The organism is Corallococcus sp. M7, from assembly GCF_054512695.1.
Genome location: NZ_CM137252.1, coordinates 1,462,139 through 1,486,997, shown reverse-complemented (window position 1 = coordinate 1,486,997; position 24,859 = coordinate 1,462,139). Strand labels below are relative to the sequence as shown.

General features: G+C 70.9%; 23 protein-coding genes. 14 read left to right on the top strand and 9 right to left on the bottom strand.

Annotated elements, in window-relative coordinates:
* Nucleotides 1–18 precede the first annotated feature (18 nt).
* Both ACX114_RS06195 and ACX114_RS06190 read left to right on the top strand, forming a co-directional pair.
* Nucleotides 19–549, top strand: coding sequence for a hypothetical protein (locus tag ACX114_RS06195; protein WP_459295672.1), 531 nt, complete (start codon nt 19–21; stop codon nt 547–549).
* Nucleotides 546–1,505, top strand: a complete 960-nt coding sequence (locus ACX114_RS06190; RefSeq protein ID WP_459295670.1) for a hypothetical protein — start codon at nt 546–548, stop codon at nt 1,503–1,505. The genes ACX114_RS06195 and ACX114_RS06190 overlap by 4 nt, the downstream gene beginning before the upstream one ends.
* A gap of 3 nt (nt 1,506–1,508) precedes the next feature.
* Here ACX114_RS06190 and ACX114_RS06185 read toward each other — a convergent pair whose 3' ends face one another.
* The gene (locus ACX114_RS06185) at nt 1,509–3,860 is read right to left on the bottom strand and encodes an MtsA protein (protein ID WP_459295668.1); all 2,352 of its coding nucleotides are present in this window, start codon (nt 3,858–3,860) and stop codon (nt 1,509–1,511) included.
* A 230-nt stretch (nt 3,861–4,090) separates the two neighbouring features.
* Here ACX114_RS06185 and ACX114_RS06180 point away from each other — a divergent pair, with 230 nt between their 5' ends.
* From ACX114_RS06180 to ACX114_RS06140, 9 genes are read left to right on the top strand one after another with little or no spacing between them, the layout of a single operon-like run.
* Nucleotides 4,091–4,501, top strand: coding sequence for a hypothetical protein (locus ACX114_RS06180; RefSeq protein ID WP_459295666.1), 411 nt, complete (start codon nt 4,091–4,093; stop codon nt 4,499–4,501).
* Between the two features lie 39 nt (nt 4,502–4,540).
* Nucleotides 4,541–7,213: an AgmX/PglI C-terminal domain-containing protein gene (locus ACX114_RS06175; protein ID WP_459295664.1), complete on the top strand. Its 2,673-nt coding sequence runs from the start codon at nt 4,541–4,543 to the stop codon at nt 7,211–7,213.
* A gap of 59 nt (nt 7,214–7,272) precedes the next feature.
* The gene (locus tag ACX114_RS06170) at nt 7,273–7,908 is read left to right on the top strand and encodes an outer membrane beta-barrel domain-containing protein (protein ID WP_459295662.1); all 636 of its coding nucleotides are present in this window, start codon (nt 7,273–7,275) and stop codon (nt 7,906–7,908) included.
* On the top strand, nt 7,905–9,521 hold the full coding sequence (locus ACX114_RS06165; RefSeq protein WP_459295660.1) for a hypothetical protein: 1,617 nt from the start codon (nt 7,905–7,907) through the stop codon (nt 9,519–9,521). The genes ACX114_RS06170 and ACX114_RS06165 overlap by 4 nt, the downstream gene beginning before the upstream one ends.
* Nucleotides 9,518–12,790: a tetratricopeptide repeat protein gene (locus ACX114_RS06160; RefSeq protein ID WP_459295658.1), complete on the top strand. Its 3,273-nt coding sequence runs from the start codon at nt 9,518–9,520 to the stop codon at nt 12,788–12,790. Before ACX114_RS06165 ends, ACX114_RS06160 begins: the two co-directional genes overlap by 4 nt.
* Nucleotides 12,781–13,284, top strand: a complete 504-nt coding sequence (locus tag ACX114_RS06155; RefSeq protein ID WP_459295656.1) for a hypothetical protein — start codon at nt 12,781–12,783, stop codon at nt 13,282–13,284. The genes ACX114_RS06160 and ACX114_RS06155 overlap by 10 nt, the downstream gene beginning before the upstream one ends.
* Nucleotides 13,281–13,919, top strand: coding sequence for a hypothetical protein (locus ACX114_RS06150; protein ID WP_014394061.1), 639 nt, complete (start codon nt 13,281–13,283; stop codon nt 13,917–13,919). The genes ACX114_RS06155 and ACX114_RS06150 overlap by 4 nt, the downstream gene beginning before the upstream one ends.
* Nucleotides 13,919–15,820, top strand: a complete 1,902-nt coding sequence (locus ACX114_RS06145; RefSeq protein ID WP_459295654.1) for a tetratricopeptide repeat protein — start codon at nt 13,919–13,921, stop codon at nt 15,818–15,820. Before ACX114_RS06150 ends, ACX114_RS06145 begins: the two co-directional genes overlap by 1 nt.
* Nucleotides 15,821–15,835: 15 nt before the next feature.
* The gene (locus ACX114_RS06140) at nt 15,836–16,558 is read left to right on the top strand and encodes a laminin G domain-containing protein (protein WP_459295652.1); all 723 of its coding nucleotides are present in this window, start codon (nt 15,836–15,838) and stop codon (nt 16,556–16,558) included.
* 8 nt (nt 16,559–16,566) lie between these two features.
* Here ACX114_RS06140 and ACX114_RS06135 read toward each other — a convergent pair whose 3' ends face one another.
* The 3 genes from ACX114_RS06135 to ACX114_RS06125 all read right to left on the bottom strand — a co-directional run bounded on the left by ACX114_RS06135 (nt 16,567) and on the right by ACX114_RS06125 (nt 20,152).
* Complete coding sequence (locus ACX114_RS06135) at nt 16,567–17,400, bottom strand: hypothetical protein (protein WP_459295650.1); 834 nt, start codon at nt 17,398–17,400, stop codon at nt 16,567–16,569.
* Between the two features lie 121 nt (nt 17,401–17,521).
* On the bottom strand, nt 17,522–19,159 hold the full coding sequence (locus ACX114_RS06130) for a hypothetical protein (RefSeq protein ID WP_459295648.1): 1,638 nt from the start codon (nt 19,157–19,159) through the stop codon (nt 17,522–17,524).
* A gap of 354 nt (nt 19,160–19,513) precedes the next feature.
* Nucleotides 19,514–20,152 carry a protein phosphatase 2C domain-containing protein gene (locus ACX114_RS06125; RefSeq protein WP_459295646.1) on the bottom strand — a complete coding sequence of 213 codons (639 nt, stop codon included), beginning with the start codon at nt 20,150–20,152 and terminating at the stop codon, nt 19,514–19,516.
* Between the two features lie 120 nt (nt 20,153–20,272).
* On the opposite strand from ACX114_RS06125, the gene ACX114_RS06120 reads away from it, so the two are divergent.
* Nucleotides 20,273–20,959: a hemerythrin domain-containing protein gene (locus ACX114_RS06120; RefSeq protein ID WP_459295644.1), complete on the top strand. Its 687-nt coding sequence runs from the start codon at nt 20,273–20,275 to the stop codon at nt 20,957–20,959.
* Here the strand turns inward: ACX114_RS06120 and ACX114_RS06115 are convergent.
* Together ACX114_RS06115 and ACX114_RS06110 are read right to left on the bottom strand one after the other, a co-directional pair.
* Nucleotides 20,940–21,428: a hemerythrin domain-containing protein gene (locus ACX114_RS06115; RefSeq protein ID WP_459295642.1), complete on the bottom strand. Its 489-nt coding sequence runs from the start codon at nt 21,426–21,428 to the stop codon at nt 20,940–20,942. The two genes, ACX114_RS06120 and ACX114_RS06115, sit on opposite strands and share 20 nt — an antisense overlap.
* A 9-nt stretch (nt 21,429–21,437) precedes the next feature.
* Entirely contained in the window at nt 21,438–22,082 is a 645-nt protein-coding gene (locus ACX114_RS06110; RefSeq protein ID WP_206799298.1) for a hypothetical protein, read from the bottom strand.
* Nucleotides 22,083–22,138: 56 nt separating this feature from the next.
* Here ACX114_RS06110 and ACX114_RS06105 point away from each other — a divergent pair, with 56 nt between their 5' ends.
* Nucleotides 22,139–22,981: an LEA/WHy family protein gene (locus ACX114_RS06105; RefSeq protein ID WP_459295640.1), complete on the top strand. Its 843-nt coding sequence runs from the start codon at nt 22,139–22,141 to the stop codon at nt 22,979–22,981.
* 14 nt (nt 22,982–22,995) lie between these two features.
* Complete coding sequence (gene aat / locus ACX114_RS06100; protein WP_459295638.1) at nt 22,996–23,682, top strand: leucyl/phenylalanyl-tRNA--protein transferase; 687 nt, start codon at nt 22,996–22,998, stop codon at nt 23,680–23,682.
* A 3-nt stretch (nt 23,683–23,685) separates the two neighbouring features.
* On the opposite strand, the gene ACX114_RS06095 is transcribed toward aat, so the two are convergent.
* Genes ACX114_RS06095 through ACX114_RS06085 form a run of 3 tightly spaced genes read right to left on the bottom strand, consistent with a single transcriptional unit; the run spans nt 23,686 to nt 24,818 of the window.
* The gene (locus ACX114_RS06095; protein ID WP_459295636.1) at nt 23,686–23,946 is read right to left on the bottom strand and encodes a hypothetical protein; all 261 of its coding nucleotides are present in this window, start codon (nt 23,944–23,946) and stop codon (nt 23,686–23,688) included.
* 18 nt (nt 23,947–23,964) lie between these two features.
* On the bottom strand, nt 23,965–24,222 hold the full coding sequence (locus ACX114_RS06090; protein WP_459295634.1) for a hypothetical protein: 258 nt from the start codon (nt 24,220–24,222) through the stop codon (nt 23,965–23,967).
* Complete coding sequence (locus ACX114_RS06085) at nt 24,219–24,818, bottom strand: hypothetical protein (RefSeq protein WP_459295632.1); 600 nt, start codon at nt 24,816–24,818, stop codon at nt 24,219–24,221. The genes ACX114_RS06090 and ACX114_RS06085 overlap by 4 nt, the downstream gene beginning before the upstream one ends.
* Nucleotides 24,819–24,859 lie beyond the last annotated feature (41 nt).

Sequence of the window (24,859 nt, the reverse complement as noted above, 5' to 3'; positions counted from 1 at the left end):
GCTCGGTCTGGAGCCCCCATGCGACACACGTTGACTCCCCGGCACGGGTTGTTGACCGGCCTCGCCGTGCTGCACCTGGTGATGGTGGCCCGAGGCGCGCTGCACGTGCCCCTGCTCCCGCTGACGGACACCACGAGGACCTGGGCCCAGGCCTATGGGCATTGGACGGGCTCGAGCAGTGGCTTCAGCTTCTTCGCCCCCGGGGTGAGCCCGGCGGTGCGTGTCTCCTTCGACGTGGAAGGTGCGTCCGGCGAACAGCTGCACGACGACTTCCGGTCGGACAACGGCGCCGTGAGCGTGCGCATCCATTCCATGAACCTGCGCTTCAGCCTGGAGGACAGCCGGGACGCGCTGGCCCGCGCGTGGGCCGCGGCGATGTTCGGCCGGCACCCGGACGCGAGAGCCGTCACGGTGCGCGTGGAGTCGCTGCAACTGCCTGGCATGGCGGAGCACCTGCGAGGGTCTCGGCCGCTCTGGACGGAGGCCTACCGCGCGGAGTTCCAGCGGCGCGCTCCCGCGGCCGTGTCCACCGGGGAGGTGACGCCATGAGCGCCCGGAACTGGAAGTCCGCCGTGGGCGACAGGCTGACGGCGTTCGTCAGCGAGCCCTCTTCTCCGCAGCCGCTGGGCGTCCTGCGCATCGGCGTGGCGGCGCTGCTGCTCATCCAGGCGTGGAGCCTGTCGGAGAGCCTGCCGGAGCTCCTGGGCGACCGGGGCTGGGTGCCCTGGAGCGTCTCCGAGGCGATGGCGTCCCCGTCCGTGCCCCGGGTGGGCATGGTGGTGGCCGCGCTGGAGCCACTGGGCTTCTCGCAGGCGGCCAGCATCCAGGGCCTGACGTTCGTCTACGTGGTGGCGCTGCTGGGGCTGCTGCTGGGCCTGCACACGCGGCTGTCGGCGGTGGCGGCGTGGATCCTCCACACGGTGCTGCTCAACAGCATCAGCTTCTTCTCCTACGGCGTGGAGACCTTCGCGCACATCAGCCTGTTCTATTGCGCGGTGATGCCGGTGGGCACGGCGTACTCCCTGGACGTGCGGGCGAAGAGGCTCTCCGGCGCGCCGTCCGCGCTGGCGACGCTGTCGCTGCGTGTGTTGCAGGTGCACCTGTGCATCATCTACCTGACCACGGGCCTGGAGAAGATGCTGGGGACGGTGTGGCGGGACGGGACGGCGCTCTGGGAGGTGCTGATGCAGCCCCAGTACGGCCAGTTCGACTTCGCGTGGCTCGCGGTGGTGCCGTGGCTGGTGAAGCTGGCCACGTGGGGCACGCTGGTGGTGGAGGTGGGCTACGTGTTCTGCGTCTGGCCCCGGCGCACGCGGGGGCTCTGGGTGGCGCTGACGATGGGCCTGCACCTGGGCATCGCGGTGACGATGGGGCTGTGGATGTTCAGCGGGATGATGGCGGTGCTCACCTTCGCGGCGTTCGGATGGCCGCTGCTCTCCGAAGCGCTGGCCACCCGGGTCCGCGCCGCGGTGCTGCTCCCCTTCCACTCCAACCCCGCGCGCTAGCCCTCACAGCGTGAGCAGGTACGCGAGCAGGTCGTCCCGCTCCCCGGCGCTGAGCTCCTGCGCGGCGCCGTGGTTCAGGCCCGGGGTCTCCAGCAGCGTGCGCAGCGGGAAGCGCGAGCCCACCACGAGCCGGTCCTCCTGCACCGCGTAGCCCGCCGTGGCGCTCGTCAAGAGGGGCCACACGTCCCAGGTGCCCACCAGCGAGGGCGGCGCCGCGCCCGTCACCAGGTGCTGCTGCTCCAGCCGCAGCGGCAGCGCGATGGGCGTGCCGACGTCCTGGTACTGGCCCCGCGTCGCGGGGTCCTGGTCCAGGGTGTAGAGGGGCGCGGGGTGGCAGGCCTGGCACCGGGCCTTCCCTTCGAAGAGCGCCAGGCCCTTCACCGGATGGCCGGTCCTTCCGTCCGGCAGCGTGACGGTCTCCAGCGGCGCGCCGTCCTCGCCCCGGTAGGGATTGGGCGCGGTGGGCAGGAGCGAGGTGTAGAGCGTCAGCGCCTCCACCTCCGACGGCGTCGGATCCGGGTTGTGGTAGCGGTTGCGCCCGCCCACCGTCTCCACCGTCTCCGCGATGCTGCGCGTGCTCGCGGGCGTGAAGTAGGGCGGCGTGTCCCGGCTGCCCAGGGCCGTCGTGGACCGGTAGATGCGCATGGGGCGCGTCTTCTCGAAGAAGACGCCGCCGGTGTGCCCTTCGATGTGGCACGCGTCGCAGCTCATGCCCGTGCGCCCCACGTCGGTGAAGTAGAGCACCTGGCCCAGCCGGCGCTGCTCGCGCGAGCGCACGTCCACCACGGGCCACTGCCGCGTCACGCTCGCCTTGCCCGCGCGCGCATGGCTCACGTCCACCACCGCCACCGTGCCCGTGAAGCGGTTGAGCACGTAGAGCGTGCGCCCGTCCGGGGACAGCGCCAGCGAGCGCGGCCCGGAGTGCAGCTCCAATCCCGCCCTGCCCTTCGTGCCCAGGTCCTCCACGGGACGGATCCACGGCGTGCCCTCCGGCGCGGGCACGGGCAGCGTCTGGAGCAGCGCCTCGCGCGCGGCCGCGTCGCTCTTCACCAGCGCCTTCGCGTCCAGCACCCGCACCTGGCCCAGGCCCACGTCCGCCGCGTAGAGCAGCCCCGCGCGGTCATCCAGCGCCAGCCCCTCCGTCACGCCCGCACCGAAGCCCCGGTGCCGCACCACCTCCTGCCGGTCCAGGTCCAGCACCGCGACGCCGCTGTTCGCGCTCACCTCCATGCGCTGGGCGTTGGGGCCCACGTTCGGCCCCAGGCTCGACATGAAGAGGCGCTTCAGCCGGTCGCTCGCGACCAGGGCGCGCGGCGCCTTGCCGCCCATCACCTGCGCGGAGAAGGCCTCCGTGGTGCCTCCGATGATGGGGACGCCGGGCTTCGGCACCACCGGCGCCAGCTCCCGGCCGTCATCCTGGCGCAGCAGCACCACCTGCCCCGTCTGGAGGCTGCCCACCGCGAGCAGCCCGTTCCACCGCGCCATCGCGCGCGGGTTCGGATCCACGGCCGCGCGCCACAGCTCACGGCCATCCTCCAGCGCGAGCGCGTGCACCGTGTCGCGCAGGTGCTCGGCGACGAAGGCCACGCCCTTCGCCCCGTCCACCTCCAAGCCCCACGCTCCCGAGGGCGCGGGGACGACCCGGGCCTTCCGCTCCGGCGCGTCCAGCGCGTACAGCCAGAGCTCCGCGCCGTTCTGGTGGGCCACGCCCAGCCACGGATGGCCGCGGGCGTCCTTCCAGGTCGCGAGCGCGGACGGGCCGTCTCCCACCGCCATCGGCTCCACGCGCCCGGACGCCACGTCCAGCGCGAACACGGTGTCCGTGGGCGGCGATGCGACGAAGAGCGTGCGCCCGTCCGGGGACAGCGCCATCGCCATCAGGTCCGGGAAGGCCGCGTCGTTGACCAGGGTGAGCCGCGCGGTGCCCGTGGGCCGGGGACCGGTCGCGGCGAGCGACAGCTGCACGTCCGTCTGGAAGGTGCCCTCCGGGAGCTTGAGGTCGGGCGGGAGCCTCGCGTAGCCATGGCGCGAGTCCACCACCGTGAGCGGCACCTCGCGCGACAGGGGCGCGCCGAGCACCAGCCGCAGGCCCGGCACCAGGTTCTCTCCGTAGAGGGAGATGGGCTGCGAGGTCTGGTTGCTGGTCAGCTTCGGGCCCACCGCCTGAAGGATGGGGCGCGGCTCGGCGGGAGCGGCGGACGGCGCTGGCGTTGGCGCGGGGCTGCTGGGGGGCTTCAACACCAGGAGCCCGAGGCCCAAAAGCACCAGGGCTCCGAGCACTGCCGCGATCCATCCCCGATGGCGAGTGACACCTATCACGCGAGGGCATGCCTCCCGCGCGCGAGCATCCTCCATCCGCCCACCGTGTCACGATGACTTCGTGCCACGTCTGCTCGCATGCTGGGGAGGCACTGCTCGGAGGGAATCCCACGGGACGTTTCCAGCGTACCGGCACGAAGAAGGACGAGTCGTGGAGAGTCCGCCCCAGGTGAGGTGGACTGCCCCCCACACCTGATCGCCACAGGCCATGCCATGGGGCTGGAGTGTGCGTTGACAGGTCGGGGCTCGCATCGCTTAACCTGTTGATGATGCGACGTTTCCTCCTCTTCTGTGCCGTCGCCAGCGTGCTCGGCTTCGGTCCCCTCTCCCCCGCGAACGATGCCTTGGCCCAGGGGCGTGCACGCGCCTCCAGGACGAAGGCCGCGAAGGCACCCAAGGCCAAGAAGGGCTCGAGCAAGGCGCCGCCGCGCATCGAGACGAAGTCGAGCACGGCCGTCACGGATCCGGTGACGGGGGATGCCTCGGCCGCCGCGACGTCCGCGCCGCCGCAGCGCGGCCCGTCGCGCATCGACTTCGACGACCGGCTCATCCAGGGCCAGACGAACAAGTCCGGCGCCGTGTATCTGTATGACCGCAAGGAATTGAAGACGCGGTCGATGCTTCGCGAGCGGGACAGCTTCCGCTCGGAGACGCTCGCCACCGTCTACGATCAGTAGGGCCGTACCGCCCATCACCCCTCGAAGGGAGCGTCACCGTTGAGCGGCCAGCCCAGCGTCCTGCAAGTCGTCATCCTCCGCGACGGCCTCCTGGTGGGGACGGAGGTCTTCGTCCCCGGCACCTACGCGCTCGGCTCCGATGCGTCGTCGGATCTGCGCCTGGACGACGCGTCCGTGTCGCCGCGCCATGCGTTGCTGTACTTCCAGAACGGCCGCACCGCGATCCAGGACGCGGGCGGCGGCACCAGCGGCGTCTTCGTCAACGGGCACCAGGTCACGGCCTGTGAGATCCGCTCCGTGGACGAGGTGCTGTGCGGTCCGTTCGTCCTGAAGACGCGGATCCTCAACCAGCGTCCCGTCGAGACCAAGCCGCAGCCGCCGCCCGAGGTCGCCGCGCTCCTCGGAGGTGCGGGGGCTCCGCCCGCCGCGCCCCCGCACGGTGGCAATGGGGCCGCGCACGGCTTCGGGCCCGCGAATGGCTTCGCGCCCCCGCAGGCCGCGCACGCGCAGCAGGCGCAGCAGGCCGCCTACGCGCAGCAGCAGGCTCAGCAGGCCGCACTGGCGCAGCAGCAGGCGCAGCAGGCCGCCTACGCGCAGCAACAGGCTCAGCAGGCAGCGCTGGCGCAGCAGCAAGCGCAACAGGCCGCCTACGCACAACAGCAGGCTCAGCAGGCCGCGCTAGCGCAGCAGCAGGCCCAGCAGGCCGGCTACGCACAACAGCAGGCTCAGCAGGCTCAGCAGGCCGCGCTGGCGCAGCAGCAGGCGCAGCAGGCCGCCTACGCACAACAGCAGGCTCAGCAGGCCGCACTCGCGCAGCAGCAGGCCCAGCGAGCCGCGCAAGCCCAGCAGGCCGCACACGCGCAGCAACAAGCCGCGCTCGCGCAGCAGCAGGCGCAGCAGGCCGCCTACGCCCAACAGCAGGCTCAGCAGGCCGCACTCGCCCAACAGCAGGCTCAGCAGGCCGCGCTCGCGCAGCAGCAGGCGCAACACGCGGCGCATGCACAGCATCAGGCGGCCCAGGCTCAACAGGCGGCCTTCGCTCAGCAGAACGCGCACGCGCACCACGGCGCGCACACGGGGCAGCCCCAGGCCGCGCACGCGGGCCACGCACCGCAGGCCGCGCACGCAGCACGCCCGAACGGTGCCCACGCTCAGCCCGCGGCCTCGAAGCAGGCTCCCGCTCCCGCCGTTCCCGCGGGCACCGTTCCCTCCACGCGGCGCCGTCCTCCCTCGGAGGCCATGCCCAGCCTCCTCGCCGTGGACGACCTGCTCGCGGACGTGGACACGGACGTCGCCGCCCCCACCTCAGGCCCCCTCGTCCTCGACGGGGCCCCGGCCAGCCGCCCCACGCACGCGCCGAAGATCGGCCCGGGCAAGAAGGGCCCGGCCCAGCTCTACCTGGAGCTCTACTGGGGCGCCGTGCGCCGCGACGCGCGCCGCTTCACCCCGGACGCGAAGAAGCCCGTGAAGGCCGCCGTGGACGAGCTGGCCCCCATGCCGCTGTGGGGCTTCTCCCTCCCGGAAGGTGACGACTTCACCCTCGCCGAGTCCGTCAACGGCAACTACCGCCTCTTCGTGCCCCCCGGCACCGACGTGGAGAAGGCGAACGGAGACGGCCGCTTCGGCCCCGTCGCCACCGCCGCGCTCGAGTCCGACGGCAGCCGCCGCTTCGTCACCCTGCGCGACGGCGCCGCCGCCCGCCTCACCCAGGGCAAGATGTCGCTCGTCGCCTACGCGGCCCCCGCCCCCGAGCGCGTCTTCGTCAACCCGCTCAAGGGCCTGCCCTGGCTCACCCTCTTCTTCCTCGCCATCTTCGGCGGCGGCCTGGGCTGGTTCATCGCCACCCGGCCTCAAGGCCCCGCGACCGCGGACTTCACCCAGAAGAACCTCCCGCCCGTCGCGCTGCGCCTCATCGCCCCCGAGCCCAAGAAGAAGGAAGAGGCCAAGAAGAAGCTGGAGACGCTCAAGAAGAAGGAGCCCGCGAAGGACAAGCCCGTCGTCGCGGAGAAGGCGCCTCCCAAGCCCGTGAAGGAAGTGCAGGTCCCCAAGGCCGTGGCCGCCGCGCCGGAGAGCAAGGCCCTCAAGGCGCTCGCGAAGCTGTCCGCCGCGGGCCCCGCCGCCAACGACCTGCTGGCCGCCGTGGACAAGCTGGGCAGCGGCCCGGGCAGCAAGAACGCCAAGCAGACGAACTACAAACTCGCGGGCCTCATCGGCAAGGCGCCCATCGCCAACGCGGGCCTGGGCACCTTCGGCCTGGGCGGCGGCGGCAAGGGCGGCGGCGCCACCCTGGGCGCGGAGCTGTTGCGCGGCAAGGGCGGCGGCGGCATCGGCGCGCTGGGCGCGGGCGGCGTGGGCAAGGGCGCGGTGGGCGGCACCGTCACGCGCGCCACCGCGCGCAGCATCTCCTCCACGCAGGGCACCGTGGACCGCGAGGCCGTGGCCAAGGTCATCAACAGCCACCTGAATGAAGTCCACGGCTGCTACGAGCGCGCGCTGCTCAAGGACCCCGGCCTCGCCGGCAAGGTGGTGCTGGAGTGGGCCATCGGGCTCAACGGCCGCGTCGCCTCCGCCAAGACGAAGTCCTCCACCCTCCGCAACGCCTCCGTCGAGGCGTGCATCCTCAGCAGCCTGAAGGGCTGGCAGTTCCCGGCTCCCAAGGGCGGCCAGGTCATCATCACGTACCCGTTCCTCTTCAACTCGGTCGGCTACTGACGCGGGGGCGCTCCCCCCACCCCACGTCGTTCCCCTCCTCCTGACAGGAAAAAGTCCCCGTGCGATTCCTCCTGCTCTCCCTCCTGTGCCTGGTGCCCGGCCTCGCGCGCGCCCAGGCCGAGGAACTCGAGAACCCCGGCACCGTCTCCGCGGTGCAAGACCGGCTCTACCGCATGCACCACGAGCTCTCCCTGGGCGTGGGCGTGCTGCCCGCGGACGCCTTCTACAAGGGGCTCATCGGCACCGTCGGCTACACGTACCACTTCAGCGACAGCGTCGCGTGGCAGGTGGGCCGCGGCACGTACAGCTACAACGTGCAGACCAGCCTGCGCAGCCAGCTGGAGCGCGACTTCGACGCGGCCCCCACCGCCACCGCCTTCGAGGACCAGGTGCAGTGGATGGTGGGAAGCGACCTCATGTGGAGCCCGCTGTACGGCAAGACGTCCTTCCTCAACGCCAACGTCATCCACTTCGAGGTCTTCCTGCTCGCCGGCGGCACGGTGGTGAAGGTGGACCGCAGCGACGGCTTCCGCCCCGCCGTCAACCTGGGCCTGGGCGTGCGCGTGTTCTCCAGCCAGAACGTGTCCTTCCGGCTGGACGTGACCAACAACACCGTCTTCGCGGGCGCGTCGCGCATCATCAACGTGCCCACCGTGCAGATTGGGACGGCCTTCAACTTCGGCGCCACGGAATGACGTCACGCCCGCTCATCGTCGCCGCGCTCGCCAGCGCCGCGCTCCTCGTGTCCCCGGCGGTCGCCCATGCGGCACCGGACGCGGGCACGCTGCCCATGCCACCTCCACCGGCCGCCGCCACGGCGAAGGCCGCTGGCACCCCCACGGACGCGGGCACCCCCGGCCCCACGGACGCGGGCACCGCCGCCGGCACGCCCGCTCCCGCCAAGGCCGCCGTCGCGGAGGCGCCTCCGCCCCCGCCGCAGAAGGTGCCGCCGGAGACCTTCGACAACGCGCTCAAGGCCTACTTCGACGGCAAGCCGCGCGACGCCGCGGGCCCGCTGTACGCGTGGCTCCAGGCCACGCCCCGCACGGACGACAACTACGCGTGGGGCCAGTACTTCCTCGCGCGGAGCCTCATCGACCTGGGCCTCACGCACGCGGGCGCGACGTACCTGGCGCGCATCGCGCGTGAGCGCTCCAACCCCAACGTGCTGCCGCGCGCGCTGGACGCGCTGAAGGGGCTGACGGACCGGCCGCACGACGAGGTGATGATCGACGAGCAGGTCTTCGGCGCGCTCGACCTGGGCTTCCTCCCGGACGAGACGGGCGCCTACGCGCACTACCAGCAGGGCCTGGTGGACCTGCGCGTGGGCAACGAGCGCTGGGCGAACACGCACTTCTCCAAGCTGCCGGAGACGAGCGCCGAAGCGAGCCGCGCGAAGTTCGCGCTGCTCGTCACCCGCCTCAAGCAGGTGAAGGATCCGCCGGAGGAGATGGTGAAGGACTTCCTCGGCCTGTCCCAGGACGAGAAGCTCACCCGCGAGGCGCGCAATGAAGCGGCGCTCGCGGTGGCCCGCCTGCGCTACGAGAAGAAGGACTTCACCGGCGCGCTGGACGCGTACAGCAAGGTGAAGCTGCCGGAGCTGGACCCCGGCCGCGCCAGCCTCTACCTGGAGGAGGCGTGGACCCGCTACAAGCTGGGCGACCTGCGCGCGGCGCTGGGCATCCTCACCACGCTGGACGCGCCGTCCTTCCGCGATGAGTTCATGCCGGACAAGTACCTGCTGCGCGCGCTCATCTTCCGCGACCTGTGCCACTACCTGCCCGCCAAGCGCGCGGCGAAGGAGCTGACGCGCCGGTACGCGGACTCGCTGGAGTCCGTGCACAACCGCGAGGACCTGAGCCAGGACGTGCGCCTGCGCCGCGCCGCCAACGCGCACGGCGGCACCCAGCGCGCCGCGAAGTTCGTGGCCCTGCTGGACCTGGAGGGCGAGCGCCTGGGCCGCTACGCCGGCAGCTTCGGCGACCGGCTCTTCGGGCACCTGACGCGCGTCTATGACCTGTCCCACGCGGAGGCCGTGCGCGTGTACGACGCGCGGCTGCAGGACGCCGTGCGCCAGGAGGCGGACACGCTGCTGCGCGCCGCGGAGCAGGTGCGCCTCATGGAGTACGAGGTCGGCCTCAAGCTGTACGAGCGCGTGAAGAAGGGCGCGCAGGTGGTGGCGGCGCAGGAGGAAGAGCTGCTGTCGCCCGCGCAGGTCGCCTTCAAGTTCGACAACGAATACTGGAACGACGAGCTCAAGTCCTACCGGGTCCGCATCGAGAGCCGTTGCATCGAGGAAACCCCATGACCGGCCCGTTCACCGGCCTCATCACCGCCGCGCTGCTCGCGGCCGCGGCTCCCGGCCCTGGCGGCCGTATCGGGCCCAACACCAACCCCATCGTGTCCAAGGCGAAGGAGCGCGAGGAGCTCGTCGCCAAGCTCAAGCGCGACATCTTCAAGGTGGACCGCGCCATCGGCGAGACCGAGAAGCTCATCTCCAAGAGCCGCAACGCGCCGTACCTGCCGGACCTGCAGTTCCGGCTGGCGGAGCTCTACGTGGAGAAGAGCCGCTACGTGTACTACCTCCAGGCGGAGACCCGCCCGGAGGGCGCCACGGGCGCCATCGTCTCCCCGGAGACGCGCCTGATGAAGCAGAAGGCGGTGCAGATGTACTACCGCCTCTTGCGCGAGTACCCGGACTTCAAGGACGGGGACCAGGTGACGTTCTACCTGGCGCACGAGCAGCGCGAGCTGGGCCAGTTCGACGAGATGCTCAAGACGCTGGGGGACCTGACGCGCAAGTACCCCAACAGCCCGCTGCGCCTGGAAGCCGAGCAGATCCTGGGTGACCACTTCTTCGACAAGGCGGACCTGGTCGAAGCGGAGAAGCACTACCAGGCCATCCTGGAGCTGCCGCCGTCGCCGGTGCACGACCTGGCCCGCTACAAGATGGGTTGGATCCGCGTGAACCAGGCCAAGCACGCGGAGGCCGTCACGTTCTTCGAGGCGGCGGCCGCCAGCGCGCCCCTGCCCGGCGTGGACGTGAAGAAGGCGCTCAACGTCAAGCGCGAGGCGCTGCTGGACCTGGTCTACAGCTACACGGAGGCCAAGCCCCCCAAGGGCGCGCTCAACTACTTCGAGAAGCTCAGCGACAGCCGCGCCACGTACGCGCTCGCGCTGGACAAGCTGGGCAACCGCTACTTCATCAAGCAGCAGTACGAGTGGGCCATCCCCACGCTGCGCAAGCTGATGGAAGTGCAGCCCGACCCGGAGATGGACCTGGAGCGCGGCCAGAAGCTGTACGACTCGCTCAAGGCCGCCAAGGGCAAGGTGATGCCGGAGCCGGAGGACATCCGCTTCCTGGTGCGCGCCGCGGTGCAGAGCAAGACGGACCCGGAGATGGCGGAGTCCGACCGCAAGAAGCAGCTCGCGGAGACGGAGGAGATGGCGCGCGACCTGTCCACGCAGGTGCACCTGGCCGCGCAGAAGGCGGACTCGCGCGAGCTGTACATGAAGGCCGCGGACGCCTACCGCGAGTACCTGGGGCTGTTCCGCCCGGAGCAGTACGTGCGGCCCATCATGAAGAACCGCGCGGACGCGCTCTTCGCCGCCAAGGAGTTCCCGGAGGCCGCGCGCCAGTTCGAGGAGCTGGCCCGCTACGAGGACAAGGCCAAGGACAACAAGGCCGTGGACACCGCCATGTACGGCGCGCTCCTGGCCCACTTCTCCACGCTCAAGCCGGAGGAGGCCCAGAAGCGCAACGCCTTCGAGGTGGCCGACGCGCGGCAGGCGCTGAAGCTCTTGGGCGCGAACTACGTGTCGCGCTACCCGCAGAGCCCGCATGTGCTGGACGTGAAGTTCAACATCGCGCGCGCCTATTACGAGGACGGCGAGTACCCGAAGGCGGCGGAGCTGTTCACCGCGTTCGCGCTGGCGCACCCGCAGTACAAGGACGCGCCGGTGGCGGGCAACCTGGCCCTGGACAGCCTCAGGCAGGTGAACGACTTCAAGAAGCTGGACGAGACGGGCCGCAAGTTCCTCGCGTCCTCGCTGCCGTCCAACTTCCGCGGCGAGGTCCAGAAGATCCTCACGCAGAGCAAGGCCGAGGCCCTGGACGAGCTGGCCCTGCAGAGCGCGCAGGAGACGGGCGACGTCATCGAAGGCCTGATGAAGGTCGCGGACGAGAACAAGAACAGCGACATCGGCGAGAAGGCGCTCTACGGCGCGTTCACCGCCGCGCGCGAGAAGCGCGACCTGCAGCGCGAGCGCGAGCTGGGCGCGAAGCTGGCGCAGTCCTACCCCAAGAGCCAGTACCTGTCGGACGTGCTGCTGACGCTGGGCCGGCACGCGGCGGAGGCGGCGGCCTTCAACGAGGCGGCCGGCTGGTTCGAGCAGGTGGGCCAGAAGCTGACGGGCGACCTGGCCTCGGTGGACGGCTGGATGGCCGGCGCCCGCCTGCGCATCGCGCTGGGTGAGTACAAGGAAGCGTCCCGCAACCTGGAGACGGCGTCGGAGGCCGCGGGCGCGCGCAAGGGCGAGGTGCTGGCGCTGCTCGCGGAGACGCGCCTGAAGCAGAAGGACTACGCGCGCGCGAAGACGGCGGCGGAGACCGCGATCAAGCTGGACAAGAACAACGTGGCCGCCGCGGCGGTGCTCGCGGAGGTGCAGGCCACCACCGCGCCCACCGCTCCGCCGGACGCGCTCATCTCCACCCTCACCGCCGCGGTGCAGGGCCCCAACGGTCAGACGGAGGAGGCGGCCAAGGGGCTCTGGTACCTGGGTGAGATCCTCTACCGCGGCTACAAGGACCTGCCGGCGGACAAGGTGGAGGAGAAGGTCGCCGCGCTCCAGGCCATGGAGGGCGTGTACACGCAGGCCGCGTCGCTCGGGTATCCGGAGTGGGCGGTGGCGTCGCTGTGGAAGATCGCCCTGGCGTACGGCCACATCGCGGACGTGGTGGACCAGACGCCGGTGCCCGGCGGCCTGTCCGCCGCGGAGACGAAGCAGTTCCAGGACGCGGTGAAGCAGCAGGTGGGGCCGCTCAAGGTCCGCTCGGACGAAGCCTTCAAGGCCTGTCTGTCCCGCGCGGAGTCGCTGGAGGTCTTCAACGCGGCGGTGGTGGGTTGCCGCAACCGCACGGACGTGGCCGCGCTGCCGGTGCCGCAGCCGGCCGCGCCCACGCAGCCCGCGGCGCTGGAGGACCTGCGCAAGAAGGCGGAGAAGGTACTCACCGCGGAGGCGCTGGAGGCCCTGGGCATGGGCTACCTGGACGCGCACCAGTACGGCATGGCGCAGCTGACCTTCGGGCGCGTGACGGAGTTGCAGGACACGCGCGCGTCCGCGCACGCGGCGCTGGGCTGGGCCATGCTCAACCTGGGTGACGCGATGGGGGCCCGCGCGGCGTACGCCAAGGCGCTGGAGGCGGACCCCACCTACGACAAGGCCCGCCTCAACCTGGCCGCGCTGCGCTGCCGCTTCGGCGACACGGACGGCGCGCGCCGCGAGCTGGCCGTGCTCAAGGACATGGGCACGCTCAATGGCCCGGACGTGGACGCGGGGTGGAAGGCATGCAAGTGAGCGCGCCCTTCCGCCGCATCGCTCCGGTGCTGTTCGCGCTCGTCGCCACCGCGTGTGGCGAGGAGGGCGGCAAGCTGGAGGGCAGCGTGACGGAGCTCATCGACCTGCGCTACCAGCGCACGGAGGCGGCCCTGGCGGAAGGGACGCTGGCGGTGAGCTTCGTCAACACGCAGGGCAGCGGGCAGGACGTGGTGTTGAAGGTGAGCGCGCGGGTGGCGGACATGCTGCCGGACAACGAGTACGCGGGCTCGCTGGACATCGACCTGGCGGAGGCGCTGGAGGACGGCTCGCAGCGGGGCAGCGTGGACCGCAGCGTGCTGGATGAGCCGGTGCGTCCCTTCCCGCCGCTCGTGCGCGGCAACCTCTTCGTGAAGTCCCTTCCGAAAAACACCGGGGACCGGGTGTCGGGCGAGTTCAACGTCACGTTCACCAACGGCACCGACGTCTACTCCGGCCGGACCATCTTCAGCCGTTTCGAGGCCACTGCTCCATGAAGCGCCACCTGCTCCTCAGCCTGTCCCTCCTGACCGCCGCCTGCGGCCCGAGCTACGGCATGCGCGTGCCGGACGCGCTGGTGAAGAAGCTGCCGTACGAGACGCGCATCGAGCTGCTGGAGGCGGAGAACGACCTGGCGCTGGCCATCGACCGGGTGGACGAGGCGGACAACGAGATCAACCGCGCGCGCGACAACATCCGCCGCGCGAAGTCCCGCCAGGAGGCCGCCGAGGACGAGGAGGACCGCGCGCAGGACGCGTCCTCCCGCGAGGTGGCGCAGCTGGCCATCGCGGAGTCGGAGGCCCGCGTGGAGTACCTGCGCGCGCACCAGCGCCTCAACGTGGGGCTGCGCGAGGTGGAGCAGTTGTCGCTGCGCTGCGCGTTCGCCCGCTTCGAGCTGGCGCGGCTGACGGCGGCGCGCAAGGCGAAGGTGCAGGGCAGTGAGCGCCTGGAGCCGAAGGATTTCGAGGAGCAGGTGTCCGAGTGCGAGGCCGCCGTGAAGGAAGAGCGCGCGAACCTCGGGGGGGACACGAAGGAAGCGCAGGCGGCGAAGGAGGCGTGGGAGGCGAAGAAGGCCGCCCTGGCCAAGAAGACCTTCGACGCGCGCGCCAGCCCGTACGTGGAGAACCTGTGATGACGAAAGCCGGAGTCCTTCTCCTTCAATTGCTGACGGCCCAGGCTCCCGCGCCGGAGGCACCTCCGCCGGAGAAGCCCGCTGCGCGCGCGGACAAGCTCCCGGACGACCCGGACGCGCTCTACAAGCTGGGCACGGCCTTCCTGTCGCAGAACCAGCCGCGCCGCGCGGTGGCTCCGCTGACGAAGCTCGTCGGGCTCACGCCGGATGGCGTCCCCGCGAAGGTCGCGCTCGCGCGAGCGCTGCGGCTTTCCGGGGATGTGCCCAAGGCCAAGGCGGTGCTGGACGCGGCGCTCGCGGCCTTCCCGGAAGAGGCCACGCTGCGCTCGGAGCGCGGCCTGCTGGCGCGCATCCAGGACGACACGGACGAGGCCATCACGCAGTACTCCGTGGCCACGGAGCTGTCGCCCAAGGACGCGGAGCTGCGCTTCAACCTGGGCGAGGTGCTCCAGCGCGCGAACCGCACGGACGACGCCATCGAGGCGTACCGCGAGGCGCTGAAGCTGGACGGCGCGCTCCAGGTGGCTCGGGTGAACCTGGGCAAGGCGCTGGCGGAGAAGGGGCTGGGCGCGGAGGCGAAGGAGACGCTGCGCGAGGCCATCCGCCAGAAGGACTCCGACGCGGAGGCGCACTACAACCTGGGCGTCGTGCTGATGCGGGAGAACGACGTCACGGGCGCGTTCGCGGAGTACCAGGCGGCGCTCAAGGCGGATCCGAAGCACGCGCGCGCGCAGAACAACCTGGGCGTGGTGCTGGACGGCCAGGGCAACGCGCGCAAGGCGGCCGAGGCGTTCCAGAAGGCCATCACGTTGGATCCGAAGTACGCGGAGGCGCACTTCAACCTGGGGCTCGCGTGCTTCCAGTTGGGGGAGAACGCCCGGGCGACGAAGGCCTTCGAGAAGGCGCTGCTCCTGGAGCCCCGCCGCGCGAGCGGCCCGTACACGCAGCTGGGCCAGCTGTACCTGGCGCAGGGCAAGAAGACGCAGGCGGTGTCCGCGTTCCAGAAGGCCATCGAGAAGAGCGCCGACGACGGCAAGAAGACGACGGAGGCCTACCAGGGCCTGGCGCGCGCGTACCTGGAGCTGGGCAAGGTGGACGAGGCGTTGGCCACGCTGAAGACGGCGGTGGAGACCTTCCCGGACGAGCCCGGCGTGCGCGCGGGCTACGGCGACGCGCTCAAGGCCAAGGGCGACCTGGACGGCGCCATCGCGCAGTACTCGGCCTGCGTGAAGCTCCAGCCCACGGCGGAGAACCGGCTGATGCTGGCGGAGGCGTACGCGAAGAAGCACGTGGGCGCCCAGGCGCGGCCCCTCTACGAGGCCGTGCTCCAGGAGGATCCGAAGCACCGCGCGGCGAAGCTGGGCCTGGCGGACCTGCTGCTCTCCATGGGCGACTACGTGGCGGCGGAGAAGCTGCTCACGCCCGCGGCGGGCGAAGAGGCGGACACGGCGGCGCTCGCGCGGCTGGGCATCCTGCACTCGCGGCGCGGCCGGCCGGACCTGGCGGTGCCGGAGCTGGAGGCGGTGGTGGCGAAGGACCCCGCGCAGTTGGAGGCCCGCGCGGAGCTGGGCTTCCTGTACCTGCGCGGCGGTGACGAAGCCAAGGCGCTCCAGGTGCTGAGCGACGTGCTGGCGGTGGAGCCGCGCAACTCGCTGGGCCTGCTGTACCTGGGGCACACGCTGTACCGGCAGGGCAAGTTGCCGGAGGCGGAGAAGGCGTTCCGGGGCTCAGCGCAGGTGGACGCGGGCGCGGGCGAGCCGCACTTCGCGCTCGCGCAGTTGCTGGAGGCCACCAACCGCAAGGCCGAGGCCAAGAAGGAGTACGAGGCCGCGGTGCAGTTGCAGCCGGACCATGCGGACGCGAAGACCGCGCTGCAGAAGCTGGCCGTGGACGTGCCGTAGTCATCGCGGGGAGCCATGCGAAACCATCCGATGCGCGTGGGGCTGGCCACGGTGTTGCTGCTGGGGCCGGTGACGGCCGGCGCGGTGAGCCAGAAGCTGCGTTACAGGTTCGAGTCGGTGTCCGACCCGGTGACCACCGTGGTGGACGACAGCGGCAAGGGCCACACCGGCACGGTGCAGTCGAGCAACGGCGGCGCCGTCACGGTGGAGACGCCGGGCTATGAGGGCCAGGGCGTGCGCTTCCCCGCCGTCTGTGTTGGGACGGCGTGCGCGAAGGCGTTCATCAGCGCGGCGGACTCGGTGTCGCTCAACCCGGGCACGGCGCTGTTCTCCTTTGGCGCGCGCGTCCGCGTGACGCTCGCGGAGCTGAGCGCGGACCACGGGTCCAACCTGGTGCAGAAGGGGCTCTACAGCACGGCGCAGTGGAAGCTCCAGTTGGACGACGCGGTGACGGGCAAGCCGAGCTGCGTGGTGCGCACCACCGGCGGCGCGGACGCCGTCATCGTCAAGGCGTCCGTGGGCATCGCGGACGGCGCCTGGCACAAGGTGACGTGCCAGCGCACCAGCACCACGCTGACCATCCTCGTCGACAACGTCGCCCGGGGCAGCGCGCTGCTCGCCAGCACCTACGACATCAACCCGGTGGGACAGCCCGTCGCCATCGGGGCGAAGAGCGCCGGGAACAACAACGACCAGTTCCACGGCGCCATCGACGACGTGTACTTCAACCTGGACTGAGTCCGGGGCTATTCGCGGGAGCGCATGAGGGCCTCTGGCAGCGGAGGCCCCGTGGGCGTGGGACGCGGTGACTCCGTGAGCGTCCGGCCGAAGTGGTAGCGCGCCTCCGCGTGGACGCCGAAGGACTCGCCTCCGGCGCTCGCCAGCAGCACGAGGTCGTCATCGGGGCGGGAGCCCTCGGGCAGGTCCAGGGTCCAGGGGACTTCCCGCGTGTCTCCGTCCAGCACGATGGGCGACGTGGGGCCTTCCCGGAGAATCGTTCGCGGCGGCACGCGAAGGGAGACCTCCACGGGCGCGGTGAAGCCCGGGCTCCGGTCCAGCCGTGCAACGAGCCGCACCGTGTCCGCGCTGGCGTCCACCACCCGCCAGGAGACGTGCAGCGGCGCGGGGATGCGCGCCGTGGCGGGGAGCACCGTGGCCGCTGGCGCGGGGCTGTCCGTGGCCGTGACGCCATCCTCCGGGCTTCGCGTGAGCACCGTTGTCGTCACGTCCGTGACATGGGTCTTCGTCGGGACAACAGGCCGCGAGCGCTGCGCTTCGCGCGACGGCAGGTCCCATGAAGGCATTCCGTGCGCTGGCAGCGCCACCGACCGCGCGGATGCGAGGAGCGTCGGCGAGGACGCGTGGACGGGCTTCTCCTGCGCCGCCTGAGGAGGTGATTCGGAAGGCCTGGGCGGCTTCTTGCGCCGCACGCGGTCCACGCCAGAAGCCATGCCGGCCGAAAGCGCTCCGACGAGCGCCAGCGCCAGCACGGCCCCCGCCACGCGTTTGCGCATCAGGGGGCGCAGGAGGTTCATCGCGGTGGACCGCCTGCTTCGCGGCATCGAACGAGGAAGCTTCATGGGTACGGGGCTCCGAAGCTCGAGGCCACGGCAAGCGCCTGTGACATGCGACTCAAAGGCTCGTCATGGGCTCGGGCCTCCGACGCCATCACGGGCGCGTGGCTTCGGCGTCGTGGCGGCGTCATGGGCACAGGGGCTCGTGGCTGGGATACGGAAAGGAAGTCGCGGGTTCGGTGGCCGCGTCCACCCGGGTGCTCGGGAAGCCCTGGCACATCAGCGCGTCCAGGAAGTCCGCGAGACACGGTGAGGGCCTGCCCGTGTCCACCACGTCCGTGAGCGCGCCCTTCTCATCCCGCGTCCAGGTGTGCCGCGTGTAGCCGCGCGCCCAGGGCGACCGGTTCATCGCGGGCGCGGCGAGCGCGTCGTAGAGGGGCTGGCTCGACGGTGTGCCTGTGGCCGTGCGGTAGAGGATGGCGGCCACCTCGTTCTCGTCCAAGGGCTGGAGCAGGCCGTCTTCCGCGCGGGGCCGCGTCCAGGGACTCACCGAGGAGGCTCGCGCGGACAGGTCCACCCAGAACAGCGTCCCGCCCTGCCGGTCGAAGTAGCGGGGACTGCGGCGCGCGTCCGTGCTGAACCAGGTGGCCCAGCCCTCGCTCCAAGCCTGTCCCGGGAAGGTGGGCACGCCCACGTAGTGCGGCCCACCCTCTTCCGGGCTGGTGCCCCGGCTGGCCATCACCCAGTGCCCCAGCTCGTGCATCACCATCGCGTCCGACCACCACGCCGCATCCGAGTCCCCCGGCAGCCACACCTGCGCGTCCCAGCTCCGGCCCACCGCCGTCACCGGCCACGGCGCGAAGCACGCCCCGCAGGACCAGGTCGTCCCGAAGCCCAGCCACGCCACGATGGGCAGGCCGTCGCGTCCGCCGTAGCGCTCGCGCATCCGGCGCCAGGCCGTGCCCAGCACGTCGAACACCGCCGCCGCGCCGGAGCCCTCGGACTCGGCGAGGGTGAACACGGGTTGCTCCGACAGCTCGCGCGTCGTGCGCGACCAACTCCAGATGCGGGCCGCGTCCCCCGGCGCCGCCTTCACCGACTGCGCGCCCGGCAGCCCGGGGTCCGCCACCGCGTAGGCCACCGCGCCGTCCCGCCCCCGGCCGGCCGCGTACACGACGACGCGGTCGTCATCTCCCGGGGACGACGACACCTTCAGCGTGAAGCGGCCGGCGTCATCCGTCACCTGCGAGTCGAGCACCTTCGAGCCCTGGAACGACACGATGAGGAACCCGCGAGCCGGCACCGGCTCCACGTCCGGCGTCCATGCGCGGAACTCCGCATCCGGGAAGCGGCGCGCGTAGCGCACCGTGCCGCTCAACGTGGGCCCGGGCCTGCCGCAGAAGCCCCGTCCAGGCGCGGCCTCGCAGGCAACGTCACAGGCCCGCGCGACCCACCGGCCGTTCGTGCACACCTGCAAGGCCTTGGACTCCGTGCACCGCGAGACGCCGTCGACACACGCCGAGCCCGAGACACAGGCGACCTCCGGCGATTCGACGCAGGTCGTGTCCTCCGCGCAGTCCTCCCGGTGCACGGCGCCATCCACGCAGCGCTCCAGCACCCGAGGGCCCAGGCACCGTGACGGCGCGGGGAGCTGATCACACGCGAGCGCGGGCCGGACGGTCTCCTCGGGCAGGGACGTGACACAGGCCGCGCAGGCCGCGCCCTCGCAGTCCACGGCACAGGGCTTCAGCTCCGCCCCCGGGTCGCAACCCGCGAGCGCCAGCGCCATGAGCGCCCAGCACCACACCCAGACCCCGCGTCCCACCAGGAGGAAACCTCGTTCGAGCCAGCGGGCGCGAGAACACCATGCACGCCTCGACGTCAGGCAGAGCCAGGGGGACGACGGCCCCCCTGCCCGCCCGCCCTACCCTGCGCTTCCCGGCCCCGGGCCGCGGACGCGGGTCCGCATCTCACGGATGAGAAGCCGAGAACCTCACGGGGACGCCCCGTCGGCAGCGCACCGTACAAACTTGTCCGACTGTCCTACAGGTTTTGGATGACCGCGTCCGGCGGGAGGTGCCCCGAATGGAGTTCAGGAGTGCCAGGTCCTGCCTGACGGATGCAGGCGGCGCGAGCAGCAGGAGTCACGCGCAACCGGCACCCGTGAGCCAGGACGGAGTCAGGGGCGTGGAGCGCTCGGGCGGCACAGGACGAGCCCCACGTCATCCGGGAGCGCGCCGCTCGCGAGTCGAGGCAGCGCGGCCAGCGCGAGCACCGCGGCGTTCGCATCGGCGCGGACCACATGCTCCTGGATGCGACGGAGGTCGACGTACTTGAACAATCCGTCTGACGCGCCGAGGAGAACGCCGCCTCGCCACACGCGCTCGAAGGTGACGGGCCGAGCCCGCCCGCTGCCGAGCAGGGGCTTGCGGTGTTGCTGCTCCGTCAGCTCGATCGCTTCGCCGCCCTGGAACAGCCACAACTCCGAATCCCCCACGCTGGCCCCCACCACGCGCCGCGGGGTGACACAGGCGACCACGGCGGTGGTTTCTCCTCCCTGTCCCGAGGCCACCAGCTCCGCGTCGCACCGCACCAGCACATCGCGCCAGGTCTCTTCGCGCTCCACATCGGCCCCGGCCTCCACGGCGTCCTGGACGCCATGCAGGACGGCCTCCGCGGCCTCTGCGCCACGCCGTGAGTTCCCCGCCCCATCCGCCACCACGAGCACCGTCGCGTCCCCTCGCGTCAGAACCCGCACGCGGTCCGCCCCCGTCCTGCCCGCCGACTCCACATGCCACGCCGTCACGAAATCGCTCATGTGTCGCGCTCAGGGACGAGCTTCGCATGCCGTCGACTAGCAGTCGCGCCGCGCACAGACCTGTTCGACTGTCGGACAGGTTCGGCCAGCGGGACGGCGGCTCATACAGGGGGCATGTCCATGAATGAGGCGTCCAGCCGTCGCCGGTTCTTGTCCACGGTCGTCGTGCTCGGCGTTGGAAGCACCGCGAACGCGGCGCCCAAGTCCAAGCCCGCGGAGGTGAACGCCACCGAGGACCTGATGCGCGAGCACGGCATCATCCGCCGCACGCTCCTGATGTACGAGGAGATCGCTCGCCGCCTCGACCTTCGTGAAGAGAAGGCGCCCGTGGAGGTGCTCGCGCAGGCCACCCGGCTCATGCGCCGCTTTGGCGAGGACTACCACGAGAAGACAGAGGAGACGGAGGTGTCCCCCCGGCTGGTGAAGGCGGGCCAGCAGAAGGAGCTCGTCCAGGTGCTGCTCGAGCAACACGCCGCCGGGCGCAAGCTCACCGCGTCCATCCTCGCCGCGACCTCGGGCCGCGACGCCCTCACGCAACCCCAGCCCAGGGCCACGGCCGCGCGGCAGCTCACCTGGTTCATCCGCATGTACCGGCCGCACGCCGCGCGTGAGGACACGGACCTGTTCCCCGCCTTCCGCGACCTCTTCGACGAGAAGCAATTCACGGAGCTCGGCGAGCGCTTCGAAGCGCAGGAACACCGGGTGCTGGGGAACAACGGTTTCGAGAACGCGCTCAAGGAGGTGGCTCAGTTGGAGCGCGCGCTTGGCCTCCACGACCTCGCCCGGTTCACACCTTCGGAGAACTAGTGCGCGCTAGGAACGCGGTCAGCAGGGCCCGCCGTTCCTCCTCACCCAGCACTCCATCCAACGCGGGGAACAGGTACGTCTCCTCGCGCAGCGAGTGGTGGTGCTCCAGGTGCTTGAACGTGCTCTCCATGTCGAACACACGGAGCACGGCTCGGCGATAGTCCGGCGCGCTCGCGTCCAGCGCGTCCACGGCCTCCTGACACTTCGCCAGCAGCTCCCGCATGCGCTGGTGCTCGCCGGTGAAGAGCTCTGGCGCGGCGCCTCGGATGCGTCCCGCGCGCGGCAGTTCCGGCAGGAGCAGCGCCTCCTCCGCCTCCAGGTGCCGCGTCAGCTCATCTCGATAGAGCGCCAACCGTTCGCGCGCGACGGGCAGGTCCATGCCCATCAACGCTTCCTGGTGCAGGAGGAACAGCTCCTCCAGGTCGCGGTGGAGCGCTCCCAGGCTGACGAAGTCGGTGGGCGCGGCCATCAGCGCCCTTCAGTGCACCTTGTCGTCGCGCACGTGGGCCTCGCGGGCCACGCGCGGACGCGGCGTCACCATACGGGTCACTCCGGAGTAGAGCTGCTCCTCCGTGTAGACCTTGCGCACGCGGCGGTGCGACGCGCGCGGGTGGTAGGCCGGCCCCGGACGCTCCAGCCACTGGAGCACCCGCACCTCGCCCGAGTGCGCCAGGTCCGTGAGCAGCGCCTCCGGGCACAGCTTCAGGTAGCGGCGCACCAGCGGACGCAGGCGGCGCCCGAACTCCGCGCCCAGCTTCGCGTGGCGGCGGCCCGCGTGCAGCGTGCCGTCGAAGCGCAGCGAGATGTGGAAGAGCTCGTGCATCAGCGTCTCCAGCCGCGACTTCGCGGTGGAGCCCCGGAAGAAGAGCGGGCGCAGCGTGATGCAGTACAGGATGCGGCGGCCCCGGATGCGAACCACCGGCTTGCGCCGCCCCGCCTTGTCGATGCTCTTGCCCCCCTTGAAGCACAGGGGCTTCACCGTGCCTCGCGACGCCCGGCGGGCCTCGCCGGCCACCACCAGGATGCGTCCCACCTTCACGTGGCTGAACTCGGGCATGCGCGCGGCGATGTCCCGGATGAGGGAGCGCAGGGTCCGGTTGAAGTTGGGACGTCGGGGAGCCACGGTTGGTGGACAGTCTAGCGGAAATCCCCTTGGGACCAGCCCCTGGCCTCCCCAGAATGTCCTTTGTGAATCGCTCGACCTGCCTGATGGCCCTGGTGTCCGCGCTGTTCGCCCTCAACTCCGGGTGTGCCTCCGCCCCCGTCCGCTCCGGCGGGCCCCCTGCCCTGACGGCCCAGGAGACCGCCGTCGTCTCCCAGGGGCTCACCGACGCCTCCGTGCGTTACACCGGACAAATCACCGGCACCGCCAACGGCGTCGTGGAGCGGGCCGACTACGAGCTCGTCGCCGACGGGCAGGTGGTGAAGACGGGCTCCGCGAAGCTGGGGGTGCCGTTCGCGCCGGGGACCCCCGCGGACTTCTCCATCGAGGAGAAGTCCTCCTACGTGAAGAGCCCGGAGGACCTGGCCCGCCTGAGCGCCCAGGGCGGCACGGTGCTCATCGCGCTGCGCGGCACGCTGGTGGTGCGCTCCGGGGGCAGCGAGGAGACCCTGCCCTTCGCCGCCAGCCGCGCCGTGCGCGTGCCCCGGCTGCCGGAGGTCATCGTGGAGAGCCTGGACGCCGCGCGCTATTCGCCGGAGGAGGTGCAGATCAACCTGCGGCTGGGCGTGCGCAACCCGAACCCGTTCCCGCTGCGGCTGGACTCGCTGACCTACCAGGTCGCCGTGGCGGACAAGCCCCTGGAGGAGGGCACGACGGCGCAGGCGGACTCGGTGGATGCGTCCGCCACGGGCGTGTACCCGGTGGAGGTGGCGGTGACGGCCCAGTCCTGGGGGCCGGGCGTCAAGGCGCTCATCGGGAAGGGCGTGCTGCCCTACAGCGTGAAGGGCGAGCTGAAGGGCCCCATGTTGCAGGTCCCCTACTTCCTGAAGGGTGACGTGAAGCTCAACGTGTCCCGCTAGACTGGGGCGCACGCGTGCCCATCTACCTGCTGAGTGACGACGAGCCAGAGCTGTTCCCCCCGCCCTCCAAGGCGGACAAGAGCGGCCTGCTCGCGGTGGGCGGCGACCTGCGCCCGGAGCGGCTGGTGGCCGCGTACTCGCAGGGCATCTTCCCCTGGTACAGCGAGGGGCAGCCCATCCTGTGGCACTCGCCCGACCCGCGCTTCGTGCTGGAGCCGGACAAGATTCACGTAGGGCGTTCGCTGCGCAAGGTGATGAACCGGGGCACGTACACGGTGCGCTACGACACCGTGTTCGCGAAGGTCATCGACGCGTGCTCGCGCGTGCACCGGCCGGGGCAGGACGGCACCTGGATTACGGACGCGATGAAGCAGGCGTACATCCGGTTGCACGAGCTGGGGCTGGCGCACTCGGTGGAGGCGTGGGACGGCGAGGTGCTGGTGGGCGGGCTGTACGGCGTGTCACTGGGCGCGGCGTACTTCGGAGAGAGCATGTTCGCGCTGGCGCCGGACGCGTCGAAGGTGGCGTTCGCCACGGCGGTGGAGCGCTTCAAGGGCTGGGGCTTCCAGCTCATCGACTGCCAGGTGGAGACAGAGCACCTGGAGCGCTTCGGCGCGGAGTCCTGGCCGCGAAAGCGCTTCCTGGCGGCGCTTGGTCAGGCGTTGACGGAGCCCACGCGGCGAGGGCCGTGGACGGAGTAGGTGTCAGTGGCCGGGCTGCAACTGGATCTCGTATCGAACCTGGACACCCGCCTTCTCAAGGATGACATCCAGCAGCCTCGCGGCGGTCACGCTCGCTTCCGCGGAAGAGGCAGCGTCCACGCGAAAGTACACTTCGTCGACGTCGCCCTTCTGCGGGCCGACACAACCACTACCGGGCACGAGTTCGTCGAGCGCCTGAGCGACAGACCCTCGCTCCGCCTCGGTCAGTGAGCGCGACAAATCAGCGTAGACGGACCAATTCATTACCAAGCCTCCAGTCTCTCACTCTGTGGCCGGGCTGCGGCGCAACGCTTCCCGCCAGAGATGTTCAAACGCTTCTGGCGGCATGGCGTGCTCGTCCTCCAACGCCAACTCCGAAAAGGGCTGATCCGCCAGCCATTCAGGATGCTCGGCGTCGCCCCATCGCCACACCTCGCCATAGACCTCGACCTGACGGCTCGGCCATCCGTCGATGATCTCCAGGTAGGCCATTCCCTCGCCCAGGTCTGATTCGGCGGCGTGCTGGAAGTATCGCTTCATGATGGCTGGCACCCCGGCGGTGTCTCCGGGAAAGCCCCGCTCCACACCTTGCGAATGGCTTCCAGCACCTGGAGCCCATTCCCGGTGGCGATCTGCTCCCAGTAGGGGAAGTGCGCGAACACGGCCTCGTGGTTCGCGGTCACCTCTCCGTGGAAGTCCATCCCGTTGTACCCGTGGATCCCAATCAGGGTCTCCAGTTGGGTCCGCGCATTCTGCCCGCGCAGAGAGAACGCAGTCGGAACATGGCCAACGAAGTGGGGACCGAAGTCCGCGGCGGTCACGCGGATCCGTCCCTGGATGTGATGGTTGAACGCATCCAGGGCTTCGGCCGGGACCCAGAGTTCCTGGTGCATCCGGGCACCGACCTGCTGGACCTCGAATGACGCCGCGTGGGAGTCCTCCACGTCGAACGCCGTGACGTAGCCAGCGCCTTCGGGGCTTGTGGCATTCCAGTCCCGGCTGATCTGCCGGGCATACGGCTCGTTGAGCACCGGGTAGAAGATGGGCTGCTCCGGCAGGCGCGGCGGAAAACGCCGCATCCCCGACCGGTAGATCAACAGCAACTCTTGAAGCCCGACCGGGCGATAGAGGCGCATGGCGGATCTCTCCCTTCTTGGACCGCTTCACGCGAAAAGCC